Source organism: Corynebacterium alimapuense, from assembly GCF_003716585.1.
GTDB classification, from domain to species: domain Bacteria; phylum Actinomycetota; class Actinomycetes; order Mycobacteriales; family Mycobacteriaceae; genus Corynebacterium; species Corynebacterium alimapuense.
Genome location: NZ_PTJO01000005.1, coordinates 1 through 18,659, shown reverse-complemented (window position 1 = coordinate 18,659; position 18,659 = coordinate 1). Strand labels below are relative to the sequence as shown.

19 protein-coding genes are annotated in these 18,659 nt (G+C 57.7%); all 19 read left to right on the top strand.

Annotated features, from left to right (window positions below; translation table 11 throughout):
* Window positions 1-53: 53 nt before the first annotated feature.
* The 19 genes from C5L39_RS10730 (at window position 54) to tyrS (ending at window position 18,423) form a co-directional block, all read left to right on the top strand.
* The gene (locus C5L39_RS10730) at window positions 54-599 is read left to right on the top strand and encodes a hypothetical protein (protein ID WP_165858007.1); all 546 of its coding nucleotides are present in this window, start codon (window positions 54-56) and stop codon (window positions 597-599) included.
* 33 nt (window positions 600-632) lie between these two features.
* Entirely contained in the window at window positions 633-1,439 is an 807-nt protein-coding gene (locus tag C5L39_RS07185; protein ID WP_126268743.1) for a hypothetical protein, read from the top strand.
* Between the two features lie 244 nt (window positions 1,440-1,683).
* Window positions 1,684-2,253: a translation initiation factor IF-3 gene (gene infC, locus C5L39_RS07180; protein WP_245974929.1), complete on the top strand. Its 570-nt coding sequence runs from the start codon at window positions 1,684-1,686 to the stop codon at window positions 2,251-2,253.
* A gap of 35 nt (window positions 2,254-2,288) precedes the next feature.
* Window positions 2,289-2,483, top strand: a complete 195-nt coding sequence (gene rpmI / locus C5L39_RS07175) for a 50S ribosomal protein L35 (protein WP_123048231.1) — start codon at window positions 2,289-2,291, stop codon at window positions 2,481-2,483.
* A gap of 54 nt (window positions 2,484-2,537) precedes the next feature.
* Window positions 2,538-2,924, top strand: a complete 387-nt coding sequence (gene rplT / locus C5L39_RS07170) for a 50S ribosomal protein L20 (protein ID WP_123048230.1) — start codon at window positions 2,538-2,540, stop codon at window positions 2,922-2,924.
* Between the two features lie 158 nt (window positions 2,925-3,082).
* A complete protein-coding gene (locus C5L39_RS07165) occupies window positions 3,083-3,529 on the top strand; it encodes a TM2 domain-containing protein (RefSeq protein ID WP_123048229.1) in 447 nt (148 codons plus the stop codon).
* 21 nt (window positions 3,530-3,550) lie between these two features.
* The gene (locus C5L39_RS07160) at window positions 3,551-4,381 is read left to right on the top strand and encodes a TrmH family RNA methyltransferase (protein ID WP_123048228.1); all 831 of its coding nucleotides are present in this window, start codon (window positions 3,551-3,553) and stop codon (window positions 4,379-4,381) included.
* A gap of 62 nt (window positions 4,382-4,443) precedes the next feature.
* Window positions 4,444-5,490, top strand: a complete 1,047-nt coding sequence (pheS, locus tag C5L39_RS07155) for a phenylalanine--tRNA ligase subunit alpha (protein WP_123048227.1) — start codon at window positions 4,444-4,446, stop codon at window positions 5,488-5,490.
* A gap of 34 nt (window positions 5,491-5,524) precedes the next feature.
* Window positions 5,525-8,032 carry a phenylalanine--tRNA ligase subunit beta gene (pheT, locus tag C5L39_RS07150; protein WP_123048226.1) on the top strand — a complete coding sequence of 836 codons (2,508 nt, stop codon included), beginning with the start codon at window positions 5,525-5,527 and terminating at the stop codon, window positions 8,030-8,032.
* Window positions 8,033-8,271: 239 nt separating this feature from the next.
* Window positions 8,272-9,324 carry an N-acetyl-gamma-glutamyl-phosphate reductase gene (gene argC, locus C5L39_RS07145; protein WP_123048225.1) on the top strand — a complete coding sequence of 351 codons (1,053 nt, stop codon included), beginning with the start codon at window positions 8,272-8,274 and terminating at the stop codon, window positions 9,322-9,324.
* A 40-nt stretch (window positions 9,325-9,364) separates the two neighbouring features.
* The gene (argJ, locus tag C5L39_RS07140) at window positions 9,365-10,525 is read left to right on the top strand and encodes a bifunctional glutamate N-acetyltransferase/amino-acid acetyltransferase ArgJ (protein WP_123048224.1); all 1,161 of its coding nucleotides are present in this window, start codon (window positions 9,365-9,367) and stop codon (window positions 10,523-10,525) included.
* A 15-nt stretch (window positions 10,526-10,540) separates the two neighbouring features.
* Window positions 10,541-11,488 (top strand): acetylglutamate kinase, encoded by a 948-nt coding sequence (gene argB / locus C5L39_RS07135; protein WP_123048223.1) that lies wholly within the window; start codon window positions 10,541-10,543, stop codon window positions 11,486-11,488.
* Window positions 11,481-12,668: an acetylornithine transaminase gene (locus C5L39_RS07130; RefSeq protein ID WP_123048222.1), complete on the top strand. Its 1,188-nt coding sequence runs from the start codon at window positions 11,481-11,483 to the stop codon at window positions 12,666-12,668. The genes argB and C5L39_RS07130 overlap by 8 nt, the downstream gene beginning before the upstream one ends.
* Complete coding sequence (gene argF / locus C5L39_RS07125; RefSeq protein WP_123048221.1) at window positions 12,665-13,627, top strand: ornithine carbamoyltransferase; 963 nt, start codon at window positions 12,665-12,667, stop codon at window positions 13,625-13,627. The genes C5L39_RS07130 and argF overlap by 4 nt, the downstream gene beginning before the upstream one ends.
* Window positions 13,624-14,100, top strand: coding sequence for an arginine repressor (locus tag C5L39_RS07120; protein ID WP_123048220.1), 477 nt, complete (start codon window positions 13,624-13,626; stop codon window positions 14,098-14,100). Before argF ends, C5L39_RS07120 begins: the two co-directional genes overlap by 4 nt.
* Window positions 14,101-14,185: 85 nt before the next feature.
* A complete protein-coding gene (locus C5L39_RS07115) occupies window positions 14,186-15,385 on the top strand; it encodes an argininosuccinate synthase (protein WP_123048219.1) in 1,200 nt (399 codons plus the stop codon).
* A gap of 1 nt (window position 15,386) precedes the next feature.
* A complete protein-coding gene (argH, locus tag C5L39_RS07110; protein WP_123048218.1) occupies window positions 15,387-16,820 on the top strand; it encodes an argininosuccinate lyase in 1,434 nt (477 codons plus the stop codon).
* A 113-nt stretch (window positions 16,821-16,933) separates the two neighbouring features.
* Window positions 16,934-17,119, top strand: coding sequence for a Trm112 family protein (locus C5L39_RS07105; protein WP_123048217.1), 186 nt, complete (start codon window positions 16,934-16,936; stop codon window positions 17,117-17,119).
* Between the two features lie 38 nt (window positions 17,120-17,157).
* Window positions 17,158-18,423, top strand: a complete 1,266-nt coding sequence (gene tyrS, locus C5L39_RS07100; protein WP_123048216.1) for a tyrosine--tRNA ligase — start codon at window positions 17,158-17,160, stop codon at window positions 18,421-18,423.
* Window positions 18,424-18,659 lie beyond the last annotated feature (236 nt).

Genomic DNA, 18,659 nt, shown 5'->3' with positions numbered 1-18,659 from the left:
TGTCTCGGATATAGTCACCAAGCAAGACCATCCGATATGAGGAGAACCCGAATATGAGCTTGCACGGGACACCCTCTCGCTCAGAGCCAGAGACCATCGAGTTTTCTGTCCAACCTCCGACGCGGAAGCGCTCTGGATTGGCGTTGGTGCTTTTCCTACTGCTGGTAGTCGGAGTAGTAGCGCTAGGGCTCAGCCTCTTTAATACCGTCTTCGGCGGATCGCAGCAGACACCAATAGCGTCGGTGCAGAGCCCAGCTGTTTCAGAAAGCTCTGCGCCGGAATCAATACCATTGAGTGCGTCAGTGGTCCCGGAGACCGCAGTTGAGGTCGCAGAAGATCTTGACCTTTGTTTAAGTAGCCAAAGCTGGCACATATATCGGGGAAGTGTGGAAACTAGCTGTGGATTTGCAGAGGCGGTCGGGCGAGCCATGGCTCCGATGGCTTCCAGTTCCTTAGCTCAGGAGATTCGAGCAACTAGTCCCGTCACTGGTCAGGACTATGATATGCGGTGCGAGCCAGAGGATGAGAGCTCTTTCATCTGCCGCGGCGGAGACAACGCAGTGGTTGTGCTCGAGAGAGTCTCAGGAATCGACTCCTAGATTTCACAGTTCTCGGTTGTATTGTTCCTATAAATGAACAGAAAAACACGCATTCTCTGGCGGGTGATGGCTCTTGCTGGGTCACTTAACTTGCTGGCAGGATGCGCTGAAGCGAGTCTTGATGCGGAACTTCCGCCGGTACAGACTTTCACCGAACAGGCTCAGCAAACAGCTGTCCTACCGGTCGAAGAAAACCTCACGAGGCTTATCAACGACATCGAAGCCGTTCATGGTGGCACCGTTGGTATTGCTGTGGCCGGGGCCGATGGAGTAGTCCAAGTGGGCGACCTAGGTGACTCTGATGCTTGGTCAACTATCAAGGTTCCAGTCGCGATCACCGCGGATGCCGCAGGGTTGGCAGATCCCGAGCTAATAGAGGCTGCGATCACTGTTTCTGATAATGACGCGGCCTATCTGCTTCGGTTACAAGTCGATCAGACTGAATTGCCCTATGTACCGGAACTGGAAGAGCTGATGGGGGAGACTCATTGGCTTTTGGCCGATCAAGCGCAGTTTGCCACTAATCTTTCTTGCCTTGATACCGTCGGAACAACCTATGACGCAATGGGTCGGATAGTCGAGTGGCAAGACATCGGTCTCGGACTTATTCCGGAAGCACACTTCAAGAGCGGTTGGGGTCAAGAGACTGACGACATCTATACCTACCGGCAATTCGGTTCGGTACAGACGCTAGACGGTGCACTTGGCTTGGCAGTGATCGCTCATCCGGGTGATAACACTCCAGAGACGGCAGAGGCCATGATCCAAGAGCTAGGGCAAGGATTGAGTGTTCTTCTTGAGAGTGGGCTGCTTGGCTCAGGCATCAACTGTGTCGAATAGAACCACGATTTGGCGCTGAAGTGAGGGGTCTGTTAAGGTGATCTCACTACCGCCCGAAGTGCCACTCCAGGGGCTCGGGCCACAAGCGGAGATTATCCCACCTCATGCCGCCGATTTTTCGGATGGACACAGGTCAATCGTAGGATGCAGAAACCGTTTCGGTCTGTGTTCTAACTTTTGAGATCTCCCGCATGCCGGTAATCGGCAGGCGGGTTTTTTGATCTCGGGAATGATTCTTCCGCGGGTGGCAAGGTATAGATCACGAAACCCCCGTTTAGTAGAGGAGTCACACATCAGCGCTGAAGCTCGAATTAATGAGCGTATCCGAGTTCCCGAGGTCCGTCTTGTCGGTCCGAATGGTGAGCAGGTCGGCATCGTCCGCACTGACGATGCCCGCAAACTTGCCTTCGATGCAGATCTCGACCTAGTCGAGGTTGCCCCGACTGCAAAGCCGCCGGTCGCCAAGATCATGGATTACGGAAAGTTCAAGTACGAGGCGGCACAGAAGGCTCGCGAGTCTCGTAAGAACCAGCAGCAGACTGTGGTCAAGGAACAGAAGTTCCGCCCGAAGATCGATGACCACGACTATGAGACGAAAAAGGGCAACGTGATCCGCTTCCTGGAGAAGGGATCCAAGGTCAAGGTAACCATCATGTTCCGCGGCCGTGAACAGTCTCGCCCCGAGCTGGGTTACCGGCTCTTGGAACGACTGGCCAACGACGTCGTAGACTACGGCACCGTCGAGATGCGACCAAAACAAGACGGCCGAAACATGACCATGGTCATGGGCCCCTTGCGCAAGGGCAAGAAGTAGCAACCACCAACCGGGATTTTAAGGACTTACATCTCATGAAGCAGAAGACCCACAAGGGCACCGCTAAGCGCGTGAAGATCACCGGCTCCGGCAAGCTGCGCCGCGAGCAGGCTGGCCGTCGTCACCTTCTCGAGGGCAAGCCCTCCACCCGCACCCGTCGCCTGAAGGGCACCAAAGACGTTGCCCCGGCCGACGTCAAGCGCATCAAGCGCCTCCTCGGCAAGGCCTAATTCAGGCCGCCTGCCCTCCACACATCTCTCATAAGCATTTAAGGAAGTATCACCGTGGCACGTGTCAAGCGGTCAGTTAACGCCAAGAAGAAGCGTCGCGCAATCCTCAAGTCCGCCAAGGGCTACCGCGGCCAGCGCTCCCGCCTTTACCGCAAGGCAAAAGAGCAGTGGCTGCACTCCATGACCTACGCCTACCGCGATCGCCGGCAGCGTAAGTCCGAGTTCCGCAAGCTGTGGATCCAGCGCATCAACGCCGCTGCCCGCATGAACGACATCACCTACAACCGCCTCATCCACGGCCTGCGCCTGGCTGAGATCGAGGTTGACCGTAAGATGCTCGCCGAGCTGGCTGTCAATGACTTTGGTGCCTTCTCCGCACTGTGCGAAGCAGCCAAGGCTGCTCTGCCGGCTGACGTTAACGCTCCCCGGGTTGCCGCCTAGTTTTTGGCTTCTACCTTGCTTCCCCCGACTACGCATTGACTGCGTGTCGGGGGTTTTGCATTTCGAAAGATCGATGTTGGTGTTGGTGGGTTCTGATAAGATTGCTCAACCGCTCGATCGAGTGGACTTTTTGGCCGATTCTCGCAGGAGTTGCACTCATGACCTATCCCGATCCCAACCAGTTCACTCAGTATGACAAAGATGGACTGCCGATCGCACCGGCACCTACGTCGAATCCACAACCCATCTATCAAGCACCGACCTCTCAGCCGATGTATCAGGCTCAAACTCCGCAGCCGATCTACCAGGCCTCCACTCCGCAGGCCATGTACGCACACGGAATAGTGGATCAGAAGTCCTGGGTAGTTGCCGCATTATTAGCCTTCTTCTTTGGCACTCTTGGGGTGCACAACTTCTATCTTGGCTACACCTCGAAAGGTGCTATCCAGTTGGCACTGACTGTCATCGGGTGGATTACCGCAATTCTTCTCATCGGTTTTGTTTTCCTAGCGGTAGTCGGCATCTGGGCATTTATAGATTTCATTTTTATCCTGCTTCGTAGTGGTTCCCTTGGACGTGACTCCCGAGGCATTCCACTGAAGTAGTAGCTGGGTACTGTTGTGCCCATGCCGCTAAATTTTGAAGACGCCTTCACCGAACGCACCCCTCGCATCGTCAATGCTGCCAAGCTTCATCGGGGGGCAGCGAGGAAGAAGGCGAAAGCCTTCCTGGTGGAGGGGGCAAACGCTGTAGAAGCGGCGGTGGCCACCGGTGCGGCTCAGGACCTTTTTGTCACTGAAGCCGCCGCATCACGATTCGCCGAGATTGTTACCACTGCTGGACATCTCGGGGTCTACGTACATCCGATCACTGAAGGTGCGTCTCGGTCCCTGTCTGACACTGTCACCACTACCGGCCTGTTCGCAGTTTGCGAACCGGTGTTGTGGACGGTCGGTAAGGCACTGCAGGGGAGACCACAACTGGTTTCTGTCCCGGTGGAGACTTCCGAGCCTGGCAACGCCGGAACCCTGATCAGAGTTGCTGATGCCATGGGTGCTGATGCTGTCGTATTCGCCGGAGAAACCGTCGATCCCCAGTCAGGAAAAGCTGCCCGTTCATCGGCTGGGTCACTGTTCCACCTTCCCGTCGCCCGCAATACCGGGGTGCGCGACGTTCTTGGTCAGTTGCGCAAGGCCGGTCTGACCATTCTGGCGACTGCTGCCGACGGAGAGATTGATCTCGATGATGCTGATGAGCTCCTAGAACGCCCTACAGCTTGGCTTTTTGGCAATGAAGCGCATGGTCTAGGACCAGAGCTGTTAGCAGAAGCCGATCACCGGATTCGCATCCCGATCCGGGGACGAGCTGAATCTCTAAACCTGGCTACCGCCGCATCGATCTGCCTCTATGAATCCGCCAAAGCGCAGGCACAGGCCCGGGAAAGGGATCGTAACTGATCCGGGTATGCTGTACGGGTTAGGTTTGCGTCCACACTATGGAAGGGTTTGGGTAGGGCCACGTGTCTGAGACTCCTGGAATTGAACTGACCGAGGCGGGCCTGACCGCCGCTGCAGAGACGGCCGTCGCCGCATTCGACGCAGCCACGGATCTCGAATCACTGGCCGCCGCTCGCCGCGACCACTTGGGCGATGAGGCTGCTATTCCGCAGGCTAGGCGCTCTTTAGGCACTCTGCCCAAGGCAGAGCGCAAGGACGCCGGACGGTTGGTCAACATGGCTCGCGGGCGCGTCGAGAAGCACTACGCAGAAGTCGCAGCTCGCTTAGAGGCCGAACATCGTGCGGCACAATTGGTGACGGAAGCCGTTGACGTTACTGTGCCCACCACCCGCGCCCAGGCTGGTGCGCTTCATCCGATTACCTCCTTGATGGAGACCATCTCGGATATCTTCCTCGGTATGGGCTGGGAAATTGAAGATGGTCCTGAGGTCGAGGCTGAGTACTTCAACTTTGACGCGCTGAACTTCTTGCCAGATCACCCGGCCCGTACGCTGCAAGACACCTTCCACGTCGGTGAGGCTGGCTCGCGCCAGGTACTACGCACCCATACCTCGCCGGTGCAGATTCGCACGATGCTTGATCGTGACGTGCCGGTCTATATTGCTTGCCCGGGTCGGGTATTCCGCACCGACGAGCTTGATGCTACCCATACTCCGGTGTTTCACCAGGTAGAGGGATTGGCAGTGGATAAGGGACTGACCATGGCGCACCTGCGCGGTACTCTTGACCACTTGGCTAAGACCTTGTTCGGTCCGGAGACCAAGACCCGCATGCGGGCGAATTACTTCCCCTTCACGGAGCCTTCAGCCGAGGTTGATGTGTGGTTCCCCAATAAAAAGGGTGGCGCTGGCTGGATCGAATGGGGCGGCTGCGGCATGGTCAACCCGAATGTCCTGCGTGCAGTAGGCGTGGACCCGGAAATCTACACCGGCTTTGCCTTCGGCATGGGCTTGGAGCGCACTTTGCAATTCCGCAACGGACTATCCGATATGCGCGACATGGTGGAGGGCGATGCCCGCTTTACTCTGCCCTTCGGCATCAGCAAGTAATTGACCAGTTCGACCGACAAGGAGATCATTTTTCATGCTTATCGCTCAGAACTGGGTGACCGGACTGCTGCGCCACACCAACCCCGATTTCAGAGTTTGCTCCGCTGAACTCGACGCTGGTTTCGTACGCGTTGGCTTCGAGACCGAAGGTTTCGAGGCCATCCCAGAATCCACTGGCCCGCTGGTCATTGGTGTGGTCGACAATATCGAAGAGCTCACGAGCTTCAAGAAGCCAATTCGCTACTGCAAGGTTAACGTCGGCGAGGCCAATGGCACCGGCGAGCTGCAGGGCATTGTGTGTGGTGCTCGAAACTTCGCTGAGGGTGACACCGTGGTGGTCTCTCTGCCTGGTGCAGAGCTGCCCGGCGGTTTCAAGATTGCGGCGCGAAAGACCTACGACCATATTTCAGACGGCATGATCTGCTCAGCCGCCGAATTGGGTCTGAGCGACAAACAAAACTCCGGCATCATCACGCTTGATCCTTCTGCTGGCAAGCCGGGCGATGACGCGCGCGAGGTGTTGGGTCTCTCAGACACTGTGTTCGACGTCAATATCACCCCGGATCGCGGCTATGCACTCTCTGCCAGGGGATTGAGCCGTGAGTTGGCTTCAGCTTTTGGCCTGGACTACACCGATATCGCTCAGAACCCGGCTGCCGCTGGGCATGACCTATCCGAGGTTCCTGCCCCGAGTTCAGAGCTGCTCTCGGTAGAGCTAAAACCAGAGACCAAGGCCATCCGGTTCGGATTGCGCAAGGTAACCGGAATTGATCCCAATGTTGATTCCCCCTTCTGGTTGCAGCGCGAGCTGATGCTCTCAGGTCAGCGTCCGGTTAATGCTGCTACCGATGTGACCAACTACGTCATGCTGTTGCTGGGCCAGCCGATGCACGCTTTTGACGCCACAGCTATTGCTGGTGGCTTGAACGTGAGGAATGCTGAAGCTGGCGAGATTTTCGAGACTTTGGATCACGTTAAGCGCACGCTTGATGCTGGCGACGTCGTTATTTGCGATGACAATGGCATCCAGTCGTTGGCTGGTGTCATGGGCGGTACCCGCTCAGAAATCTCTGATTCCACCACCGAGGTCTTTCTTGAGGCCGCTACCTGGGATCCGATCACCGTGGCACGGACCTCGCGGCGCCACAAGCTCAGCTCAGAGGCTTCCCGTCGTTTCGAACGCGGAGTAGACCCGGCGATCGTTGAGGTTGCGCTGGACTTGGCGTGCGCGCTGCTGGTAGATATCGCTGGCGGTACGATCTCGCCCGCTCGTACCTTGGTTGGTGACGTGCCGGCTATGCCCAGCATCGAGATGCGGGTGACTAAGCCTTCTGAGCTCGCCGGTGTGGAGTACTCCGCGGAGACAGTTATTGCTCGCCTGGAAGAGGTTGGTTGTCTGGTTGAGCGCTCTGGAGAGCTCCTGAGTGTGACACCGCCGACGTGGCGTTCTGATTTGACTATGCCTGCGGACCTGGTTGAGGAAGTCCTGCGGTTAGAGGGTCTAGAAGATATCCCATTGGTCCTTCCGACTCCGGTGGGAGGCCGCGGCTTGACCCCTGCTCAGCGACGCCGCAGGGCAATCGGCCACTCATTGGCCTACAACGGCTATGCCGAGATCCTGCCTAGCCCATTTATCAACAATGACACCTTCGATGCTTGGGGTTTGTCAGCTGAAGATGAGCGCCGTCGAGTAGTCGCCGTCCAGAATCCCCTGGAGAGTGATCGTGCGGTCCTGGGGACCACCTTGCTGCCCTCAATGCTTGATGCTTTGGCCCGCAATGTTGCTCGTGGTCGACATGACGTCTCTCTCTTCGGACTTCAGCAGGTCTCGTTCACCAAAGCAGCAGCCTCTCCGATGCCTTCGGTGGCTCAGCGCCCCGATGAGGAGACCGTGAATGAGCTCTTGGAATCTTTGCCCTACCAGCCACTGCACGTAGCTACCGTCGGAACTGGCGCCATCGAGTTCGAGGGACCGTGGGGTAAGGGACGTAGTTATACCTTTGCCGATGCCATCGAGTCCGCACGAGTTGTGGCCCGAGCAGCAGACGTGGAGATCGAGGTTTCCGCTGGACAGTCGCTTCCGTGGCATCCAGGTCGCTGCGCTGCATTGAGTGTCGACGGCCAAGTTGTTGGCTACGCCGGTGAGCTGCACCCACAGGTCCTTGAAGCACTTGGTTTGCCTGCTCGAACCTGTGCGATGGAGCTTAACGTCACTGCAGTGCCGCTAGTTGAGCGTTTCCCAGCACCGGTATTGTCCTCGTTCCCGGCTTTGCATCAGGACATCGCCTTGGTGGTTGATGAGGCAGTGCCGGCAGAGACCGTGCGTCGAGTAGTTGAGGAGGGCGCGGGCCAGTTGCTCGAGTCCGTCGAACTATTCGATGTCTACCGTTCAGAGTCCCTTGGGCAGGGCCGTAAGTCTCTGGCGTTTGCACTGTTGTTCCGTGCCAATGACCGAACTTTGACCGATGAGGAAGCCAATGTATGTCGGCTGGCTGCCGCTGAGCTAGCCAGCGAGCAGCTCGGAGCTGAGCTGCGCTCCTGATTTTCGGGAGAATAAGGTAGCTAGTAGCTGGGTCGGCCGGATATCGGTCGGCCCATTTCAGCGCTCTGGCACCAGAATGATCGAATTCAGATCGAGTGTCTTGGCACTGGAGACTTAACTACTAGCTCTGCGCGAGGGGTACTGAGGCTGGGCGCGGAGCGATAGAACTTTTGGAAGATCTTAGAGATTTCCGGCGTGCATACTTTTCATTCTGATGCATAATTGCTAGAGTGTCCGACATGACGATCAAGGTTGCAATAGCCGGTGCCTCAGGATACGCAGGTGGAGAAATCCTGCGTTTGCTCTTGGGGCATCCCTCTTACCTGTCCGGGGACCTCCAGATTGGTTCGCTGACCGCGGGGTCCTCAGCTGGCGCTTCTGTGGCTGATTTGCTTCCGCATCTGCCGCAGTTAGCCCACCGAATTGTCGAGGACACCACTCCGGAAATCCTGGGAGACAATGACGTCGTTTTCCTAGCCCTTCCGCACGGTCATTCTGCAGCGATCGGTCAGGCTTTGGCCGACCGCAACCCAGAGACCGTCGTTATTGACTGTGCGGCGGATTTCCGCCTGCAGGACGCAGGGGAGTGGGAGCACTACTACGGCGGTGAACACGCTGGGAACTGGCCTTATGGCATTCCGGAGATGCCGGGTCACCGCGAGCAGCTACAAGGCGCCAAGCGGATCGCGGTGCCTGGTTGTTTCCCCACCGGTGCAACTCTGGCATCACTTCCTGCCGTTGCTGCAGCACTCGTGGTGCCAGATCTTGCAGTGGTCTCCATCACCGGAGTATCCGGAGCCGGTAAGAAAGCTGCCGTGGGACTGCTTGGCTCCGAGGTAATGGGCAATCTCAAGGCTTATAACACCGCAGGTAAGCATCGACACACCCCGGAAATTACCCAGAATCTCGCTGAGGTCACCGATGAAGAGATCACCGTGAGCTTCACTCCGGTCCTGGCTCCGCTACCGCGCGGGATTCTCACCACTATCACCGCTCCATTAGCCGCTGGGGTTACCCAAGACGCTGCCTACGAGACCTACCGGGCGTTCTACCAAGATGAACCGTTTGTTCACTTGCTCCCAGAAGGTCAGCAACCGCAAACACAGAATGTGGTTGGCTCCAATATGTGCCATGTCCAGGTTGAAGTAGATATGCGATCTGGTCGGTTGCTGATGACTTCAGCGATTGACAATTTAACTAAGGGAACCGGTGGCGCGGCTCTCCAGTGTATGAATCTCTCCCTAGGGTGGCCGGAGATCGCCGGACTCCCACAAGCTGCCGTCGCCCCCTGATCTAGCTCCCTCTCACCCATAGAAAGCTCTCAAAACCATTATGAGCACCACTGGAATCACCGCCCCAGCCGGATTTACTGCCGCGGCACTCACCGCCGGCATCAAACCCTCCGGCAACCCCGACATGGCATTGGTCGTCAACACTGGACCAGAGTTCCATGCCGCAGCGGTATTCACCCGCAACCGTGTAGTTGCCTCCCCGGTGAAGCTCTCTCGCCAAGCAATCGCTGATGGCCAGGTCAAAGCAGTGCTCTACAACGCCGGTAATGCCAATGCCTGTAACGGCCGACAAGGAGATCTTGATGCTGCCGAGCTGCAGCACCAAGTGGCAGAGCTCCTGGATTTGAGTCCTTCGGACGTGGGTATCTGCTCCACCGGACTGATCGGGGAGCTACTGCCCATGGGCAAGCTGCGCGCGGGCATCGATAAGTTAGCGACCGACTTGGGAGACAACGGTGGGGTGGCTGCTGAAGCCATCATGACCACCGATTTGGTGAAGAAAGAGATCTTGGTCCAAGGCAATGGTTGGAGCCTGGGTGGAATGGGCAAGGGTGTGGGAATGATGTCCCCGTCTTTGGCCACCATGCTGGTGTGCTTTACCACCGATGCTTCCGCCACTCCGGAGATGCTAGACACCGCGTTGCGGGCAGCTACTCGGGTCACCTTCGACACCCTCGATATTGATGGTTCTACCTCAACCAATGACACCGTATTCCTCCTGGCTTCTGGCGCCTCTGGAGTCAGTCCGACTCAGGAAGAACTCAACGCCGCAGTCCTAGCAGCAAGCCAAGAACTGACCAGCAAGCTGCAAGCCGACGCCGAGGGCGTGACCAAGCGAGTGGCAGTCACCGTTGAGGGCACCTCTACTGACATCCAAGCTTTGGATGCTGCTCGAACCCTTGCTAGGGACAGCCTGTTCAAGTGCGCGATGTTTGGCTCAGACCCCAACTGGGGTCGAGTGCTTGCTGCCGTCGGAGTAGCTGACGCGGACATGGATCCCGAGCATATTTCCGTCTATTTCAACGGCCAGCCCGTATGCGTCGATACCACTGGTACCCCAGGCGCCCGTGAGGTTGACCTCAGCGGAGCGGATATTGACGTTCTGGTTCATCTCGGCATTGATGGCCCCGGACGAGCAACCGTTCGTACCACCGATCTGTCCCACGACTATGTGGAGATCAACTCCGCCTACTCCAGCTAAAGGAGGACAACCAGAATGCAGAATCTGATGAAAGACCTTAGCTCCGAGGAGCGGGCGCATGTGCTAGCCGAGGCGCTGCCCTGGTTGCAGCATTTCCGCGACAAAATCATCGTGGTTAAATACGGTGGCAACGCCATGATCGACGAGGATCTTAAAGCAGCATTTGCCGCTGACATGGTCTTCCTGCGCACCGTAGGCGCGAAGCCGGTCGTCGTCCACGGTGGCGGGCCACAGATTTCCTCGATGCTTAAACGAGTCGGCCTAGAAGGCGAGTTTAAGGGGGGATTTCGGGTTACTACCCCTGAGGTCATGGAGATCGTACGCATGGTCTTGTTTGGTCAAGTTGGCCGCGACTTGGTCGGTTTGATCAACTCCTATGGCCCCTATGCGGTGGGTACCTCTGGTGAAGATGCTGGCCTGTTTACTGCAGAGCGTCGCTTGGTCGATATCGGCGGAGTGCCTACCGATATCGGCTTGGTCGGTGACATCACCAGCGTCAACGCAGACGGCATTATGGACATCATTGAAGCTGGCCGGATCCCCGTGGTCTCGACCATCGCACCAGGAGCGGACGGCGAAGTTTATAACATCAATGCCGATATCGCAGCAGGTGCTCTGGCTGAGGCCATCGGCGCTGAGCGCCTTGTGGTACTGACCAACGTTGAGGGTCTCTACACCGATTGGCCCAACCGCGAGTCCTTGGTGTCGAAGATCTTGGCCAATGAAATCAAGGCCATTTTGCCTAACCTAGATGCCGGCATGATCCCCAAGATGGAATCTTGCCTCAGAGCCGTCAGCGGTGGCGTATCTGCAGCGCATGTCATCGATGGACGAATCTCTCATGCAGTGATCCTCGAGCTCATGACTATGGGCGGTATCGGAACGATGGTGCTACCCGACAACTACGACCGAGGGGACTACCCCGAGGGAACGGTATTCCGGAAGGACGCCCCGAATGAATAACTCTGTATCCAATTGGAACCACGTGCTCATGAACAACTACGGCACTCCGCCGCTTGAGTTGGTCTCCGGCTCGGGCGCGATAGTCGTCGACGCCGCAGGACGTAGTCATATTGACCTGCTGGCCGGAATCGCGGTCAATGCCCTTGGACACGCACATCCAGCGATCATCGAAGCAGTGACGGCACAAGTTAGCACTCTGGGACATGTGTCCAACCTCTTCGCCAGCAGCCCGGTTGTCGACGCAGCCGCGAGCTTGGTTGCCAAAGTCGGCGATGACTCGACCCGAGTGTTCTTCTGCAATTCCGGCGCTGAGGCAAATGAAGCTGCGTTCAAGTTGGCACGCTTGACTAAGCGTTCTCGGATCTTGGCCGCAGTGGATGGTTTCCACGGTCGAACCATGGGTTCTTTGGCTATGACCGGCCAGCCGGCCAAGCGCAAGCCCTTTGAGCCGCTGCCCGGTGGCGTGGAGTTTTACCCCTACGGCGATATTGACTATCTCACTAGTCTCGTGGCAGTTAACCCTGCAGAGACCGCGGCCATCATCCTCGAGCCAATTCAGGGTGAAACGGGCGTCATCCCGGCACCGGAGGGTTTTCTCCGTGCCGTTCGTGAGCTCTGCGATGAGCACGGAATTTTGATGATCGTCGATGAAGTCCAGACCGGCGTGGGGCGTACGGGAGACTTCTTCGCTTATCAGCACGAGGGAATCGTTCCCGATGTCATCACCATGGCCAAAGGCCTTGGTGGCGGCATCCCGATCGGAGCGACCCTAGCTAGAGGCCGCGCTGCTGAGCTCTTTGCACCAGGCGCTCATGGCACCACCTTTGGCGGTAACCCCGTCGCTTGTGCAGCAGCGAACGCGGTGCTGGGCATTATCGACGATGAATTCTGTGCTGAGGTCACTCGCAAGGGCGCCCAGTTCGCTGAACTAGTCAGCGAGATTCCGGGAGTCAGCGAGGTCCGCGGACGTGGCCTAATGCTTGGTGTGGTGCTCGATGAGCCGATTGCCAAAGCAGCAGTTGCTGGCGGCTTCGACCACGGATTGATTCTCAACGCTCCAGCCGCGGATGTCATTCGGCTAACTCCGCCATTGATCATCAGCGACGCCGAAATCGCCATCGCTGCTGACGCACTGAAAAACCTGCTCACCGAACTTCATTCTCAGGAGTCTTCCTCATGATCAAGCCCAACGTCCGGCATTTCTTGGCCGATGACGACCTCACCCAAGCCGAGCAGGCAGAGGTGCTCTCGCTTGCCGCGGAGCTAAAGAAGGCCCCGCTGTCGAAGCGTCCTCTTGAAGGCCCGCTGTCGGTGGCAGTGCTCTTTGATAAGTCTTCGACGCGAACCCGCTTTTCTTTCGACGCAGGCATTGCCCACCTCGGCGGTCACGCAATCGTTGTGGACTCTGGCAAGACCCAAATGGGTAAGGGCGAGACCTACCAGGACACCGCCGCAGTTTTATCTCGCTACGTGGAAGCCATCGTGTGGCGTACCTACGATCACTCGAATTTCCATGCCATGGCGGAAACCTCTTCGGCTCCGATCATTAACGCGCTTTCGGATGATCTGCACCCCTGCCAGATTCTCGCGGACTTGCAAGCCTGTGTAGAAAACCTCTGCCCAGAGCAGGGGCCAGCTGGCCTGGCAGGCAAGAAGGCAGTCTATTTGGGCGATGGCAATAACAATATGGCCAATTCCTACATGATCGGTTTTGCCACCGCAGGGATGGATATTTCCATCATCTCCCCGGCCGGATTCCAGCCGGCAGCTGAGTTCGTTGAGCGGGCACAGCAGCGCGCAGCCGAGACTGGTGCCACTGTCACCGTCACCTCGGATACTGCCGAAGTGGCTGGCGCGGATGTGGTCATCACCGATACATGGGTATCTATGGGCCAGGAAAATGACGGCAAAGATCGCCGCACGCCCTTCCTGCCCTACCAAGTCACCACGGAGTTGATGGAAACCGCAGGAGAGGACGCAATCTTCCTCCACTGTCTGCCGGCCTACCGTGGCAATGAGGTCACCGCTGAGGTCATTGACGGACCCGCCTCGAGGGTCTTCGATGAGGCGGAAAACCGTTTGCATGCGCAGAAGGCGCTGATGACCTGGTTGCTTGCTCATCAGCCAGGTCAGCGATGACTATCCCAGTCACCCGCGCCGCACGCCAAGCAAAAATCCTCGAAATATTGGCCAAGACCAGGGTTTATAGTCAGGTGCAACTCTCCGAGCTGCTGCTAGACGAGGGTTTCGACATCACCCAGGCCACCCTTTCCCGGGACCTTGATGAGCTAGGAGCGAAGAAGGTGCGGCCCGATGACGGGCGTTCCTACTACACCGTCGGACACGTTGAGCAGGCACTAGCTGAGCAGCTCAGTGGGCCCCGAGAAAAACTTCGTCGGATGCTTGATGATTTGGTGGTATCGGTGGACGCGTCTGGAAACACCGCAGTGCTGCGCACTCCGCCCGGGGCTGCACAATATCTGGCTAGCTTTATTGATCGGGTCGGCTTGGAAGAAGTCGTGGGCTCAATTGCCGGCGATGACACCATTTTCGTGCTCGCTCGTGAGCCGATGAGTGGCCGAGAGCTAGGGGAGCTGCTTACCTCCCGCTAGGACCCCGGTATCCTGATAAGAACACAGCTACAGATTCACCTTTTCTTTCCCAGTAACACCAGTACTTTTATTTAAGGAGAACCTCATGACCGATCGCGTCGTACTTGCATACTCCGGTGGACTCGACACCTCCGTCGCCATCCCTTACCTGGCCAAGATGACCGGCGGCGAGGTCGTCGCTGTCTCTCTCGATCTGGGCCAGGGCGGCGAGGACATGGAGTCCGTCCGCCAGCGTGCCCTCGACTGTGGCGCTGTGGAATCCATCGTCATTGACGCCAAGGATGAGTTCGCTGACGAATACTGCCTGCCGGCCATCAAGGCCAACGGCATGTACATGAAGCAGTACCCGCTGGTCTCTGCGATTTCGCGCCCGCTGATCGTCAAGCACCTGGTTGAGGCTGCCAAGGAGCACGGTGGCACGCACGTCTCCCATGGCTGCACCGGCAAGGGCAATGACCAAGTCCGGTTCGAGGTTGGCTTCCGTAACACCAACCCGGACCTGGAGATCATCGCCCCGGCCCGCGACTACGCCTGGACTCGTGACAAGGCTATTGCCTTCGCAGAGGAGATCGACCTACCGATCGAGCAGTCGACCAAGTCGCCTTTCTCCATTGACCAGAACGTCTGGGGCCGCGCTGTTGAGACCGGTTTCCTGGAGGACCTGTGGAACCCGCCGACCAAGGACCTCTACTCCTACACCGAGGATCCTTCCCTGGGTAACGCCCCGGATGAGCTGATCATCTCCTTCGAATCCGGCAAGCCCACCGCTATCGATGGCCGCCCGGTCACCGTTTTGCAGGCGATCGAAGAGCTTAACCGCCGTGGCGGCGCTCAGGGCGTAGGCCGTTTGGACATGGTCGAGGACCGCCTCGTGGGCATCAAGTCCCGCGAGATCTATGAGGCACCGGGCGCGATGGTGCTCATCGCCGCTCACGAGGCACTCGAGGATGTCACCGTCGAGCGCGAGCTGGCACGTTACAAGCGCCAGATCGATGGGCGTTGGTCTGAAGAGGTCTACGACGGCCTCTGGTTCGGACCGCTCAAGCGCTCCCTGGATGCTTTCATTGACTCCACCCAGGAGCATGTCACCGGCGATATCCGCCTCGTGCTGCACGCAGGTTCGATCGTGGTCAACGGTCGTCGCTCCAGCCACTCGCTCTACGATTTCAACCTGGCTACCTATGACACCGGCGATACCTTCGACCAGACCATGGCCAAGGGATTCGTCGAGCTGCACGGCCTGTCTTCCAAGATCGCCAACAGCCGTGACCGCGAGTCCAAGTAACATGCAACAGCACGGAACTAACGAAGGTGCATTGTGGGGTGGCCGGTTTTCCGGCGGGCCTGCTGATGCGATGTTCGCACTGAGTGTGTCTACCCATTTCGACTGGGTATTGGCCCCTTATGACGTTCTTGCCTCCAAAGCACACGCCCGCGTCCTGCATTCGGCTGATCTGTTGTCGGATGCTGATCTGGAAACAATGCTGGCTGGACTCGATCAGCTAGGCGCAGACGTCGCTGATGGCAGCTTCGGCCCCAACCCGGGTGACGAGGATGTCCATGGTGCGATGGAACGCGGTTTGATTGACCGCGTGGGACCAGAGGTAGGCGGACGCCTGCGTGCTGGCCGTTCGCGCAATGACCAGGTAGCGACCCTATTTCGGATGTGGGTGCGTGACGCGGTGCGTGACATCGCCCTAGGTGTCACCGAGCTTATCGACGCCCTCGTGGGCCAGGCAGCTGCCCATCCGGACGCGATCATGCCGGGCAAGACCCATTTCCAAGCAGCGCAGCCGGTGTTGCTTGCTCATCAGTTGCTGGCACATGCGCAGCCGCTGCTGCGCGATGTCGAGCGCATCCGCGACTTGGATAAGCGCCTGGCTGTGTCTCCCTACGGCTCCGGAGCTCTAGCGGGTTCGTCGCTCAAGCTCAACCCTGAGGCTATCGCCGCGGAATTGGGCTTTGATTCGGCCGCCGATAACTCCATCGATGCGACCTCCTCGAGAGATTTCGCTGCCGAGACCGCTTATGTGCTCGCTCAGATTGCGGTGGATATGTCGCGTTTGTCCGAGGAGATCATCGCCTGGAGCACCCCGGAGTTTGGCTACGTCACGCTTTCGGATGCGTGGTCGACGGGTTCGTCGATTATGCCGCAAAAGAAAAACCCAGATGTTGCTGAGCTCACCCGCGGCAAGACTGGCCGGTTGATTGGCAACCTCACTGGGTTGATGGCCACACTCAAGGCGCAGCCGCTGGCCTATAACCGGGATTTGCAGGAAGACAAGGAACCCATCGTTGATTCGGTGGCCCAGCTCAACCTGCTTTTGCCGGCGATGACCGGGTTGATCTCCACCTTGACCTTCCATGAAGATCGCCTTCGGGAGCTTGCTCCCGCTGGATACACCCTGGCCACCGACTTGGCCGAGTGGATGGTTCGACAAGGAGTTCCCTTCCGCGAGGCACACGAGGCATCCGGCGCTTGCGTCCGGATCGCGGAGGCCCGCGGAGTAGGCCTGATTGAGCTCAGCGACGAGGAGCTCAGCGGCGTCGATAAGCGGTTGACCCCGGCAGTCCGTGAGGTGCTGACCATCGATGGGGCAGTGGCTTCTAGGTCGACTCGTGGCGGTACCGCTGGCGTGCGAGTACGCGAACAGCGCGATCGCGTCAGTGAGGCTGTCAGCAGCTACCGCGAGTGGGCACAACAACCGGTACGCAGCTAAGTCATCTGAAACGAAAACAGTTCAGCGGGTGGAGAGGATATCCTCTCCACCCGCTTTCTCATTGCCCGATCTCTCCGGTCGGGCGAAGGTACAAGCGGGTAGGATACACACTCATGAGTCTTGATCCGAAGCTGTTGGAGGTCCTGGCCTGTCCCAAGGACAAAGGCCCGTTGACCTATCTGGAGGACCAGCAGGTCCTGGTAAACGAGCGCTGCGGCCTCGCCTATCGCATCGATGATGGCATCCCAGTGATGCTCATTGATGAAGCAATTACCTGGCCGCCCGCTACTGCCGAATAATCCATTCCGAACATTTCCAGAGGATCCCTGAACACCATATGAGCATCATTGAAGAACTGTCCTGGCGCGGACTAATCAACCAGTCCACCGATCTCGACTCCCTCCGTGAGGCCACCGAAGCTGGCCCGATCACCCTCTACTGCGGATTCGACCCAACGGGGCCCTCGCTCCACGCCGGGCACCTAGTCCCGCTGCTGATGTTGCGTCGATTCCAGCAAGCCGGACACCGACCCCTAGTCCTAGCCGGCGGTGCTACCGGCATGATCGGCGATCCTCGTGATGTTGGTGAGCGCACGATGAACTCTACCGATACTGTCGCCGATTGGTCGCAACGGATCGCTGGGCAGCTCCAGCGGTTTGTCTCCTTTGAAGGAGATAACGCAGCTCAGATGGTCAACAACAACGACTGGACCAAGGACATGTCCGTGATCACGTTCTTGCGTGACGTGGGCAAGCACTTCTCGCTCAACACCATGTTGTCCCGGGATACCGTCAAACGTCGTCTGGAAAATGATGGCATTTCCTACACTGAATTTTCCTACATGCTGTTGCAGGCCAACGACTTCGTACAGCTACGTCGTGAATATGACTGCAGCTTGCAGATCGGCGGCGGAGATCAGTGGGGCAACCTGGTCGCCGGAGTTGATCTCAACCGTCGTATGGATGGCGAGTCCGTCCATGCACTCACCGTCCCGCTGGTCACTGACTCGGAGGGCAAGAAGTTCGGAAAATCCACCGGTGGTGGCTCCCTCTGGCTAGATCCTGAGATGACCAGTCCTTACACCTGGTACCAGTATTTCATCAACGCATCGGATGCCGATGTCATCCGCTACCTGCGGTGGTTTACCTTCCTGACTCAGGAAGAACTCGACCAACTGGCCGTTGAGGTGGCTGAACGGCCTTTCAAGCGAGAAGCACAAAAGCGCTTGGCTCAAGAGATGACCAACCTCGTACATGGTGAAGCTGCGACTGCCGCGGTCGAGCTGGCAGCTCAGGCACTGTTTGGGCGAGCAGAATTGACTGATCTGGATGAGGCCACGCTGGCATCGGCTCTATCAGAGACCGACATTCTTGAGATCGAAGCAGAACAGCCACGCAGCATCGTAGATCTGTTGCTGGGATCGGGGCTCGCCGATTCCAAGGGCGCTGCACGTCGATCAATCAAGGAGGGCGGCGTCTACGTCAACAACGTTCGAATCACCGCCGAGGACTGGGAGCCGGCAGAAGATGATCTTCTGCACGGATCATGGTTGGTATTGCGTCGCGGAAAGAAAAACTTCGCAGGAGTGCGGCTACTCAAGTAGGTAGATCGTCAATTTGTCCGTCCTGACCTGGCGATTTGTTAGATGCTGAGTTGGTGAGTAACTTAGTTCAAGTCGCCAACAGGGACGGCGGGTTAACCGCAAAGACCTGAAGATGACAGAGAGATTAACCCCGAGTTGACATCTTCTTAAGATATCAACTAGAGTGAGAATCTCAGCCGCTTTCAAGTCCAGCCCGCAAGGGTTGAAGGTGAGAGAGTGTGCGAATGTTGTTTGAG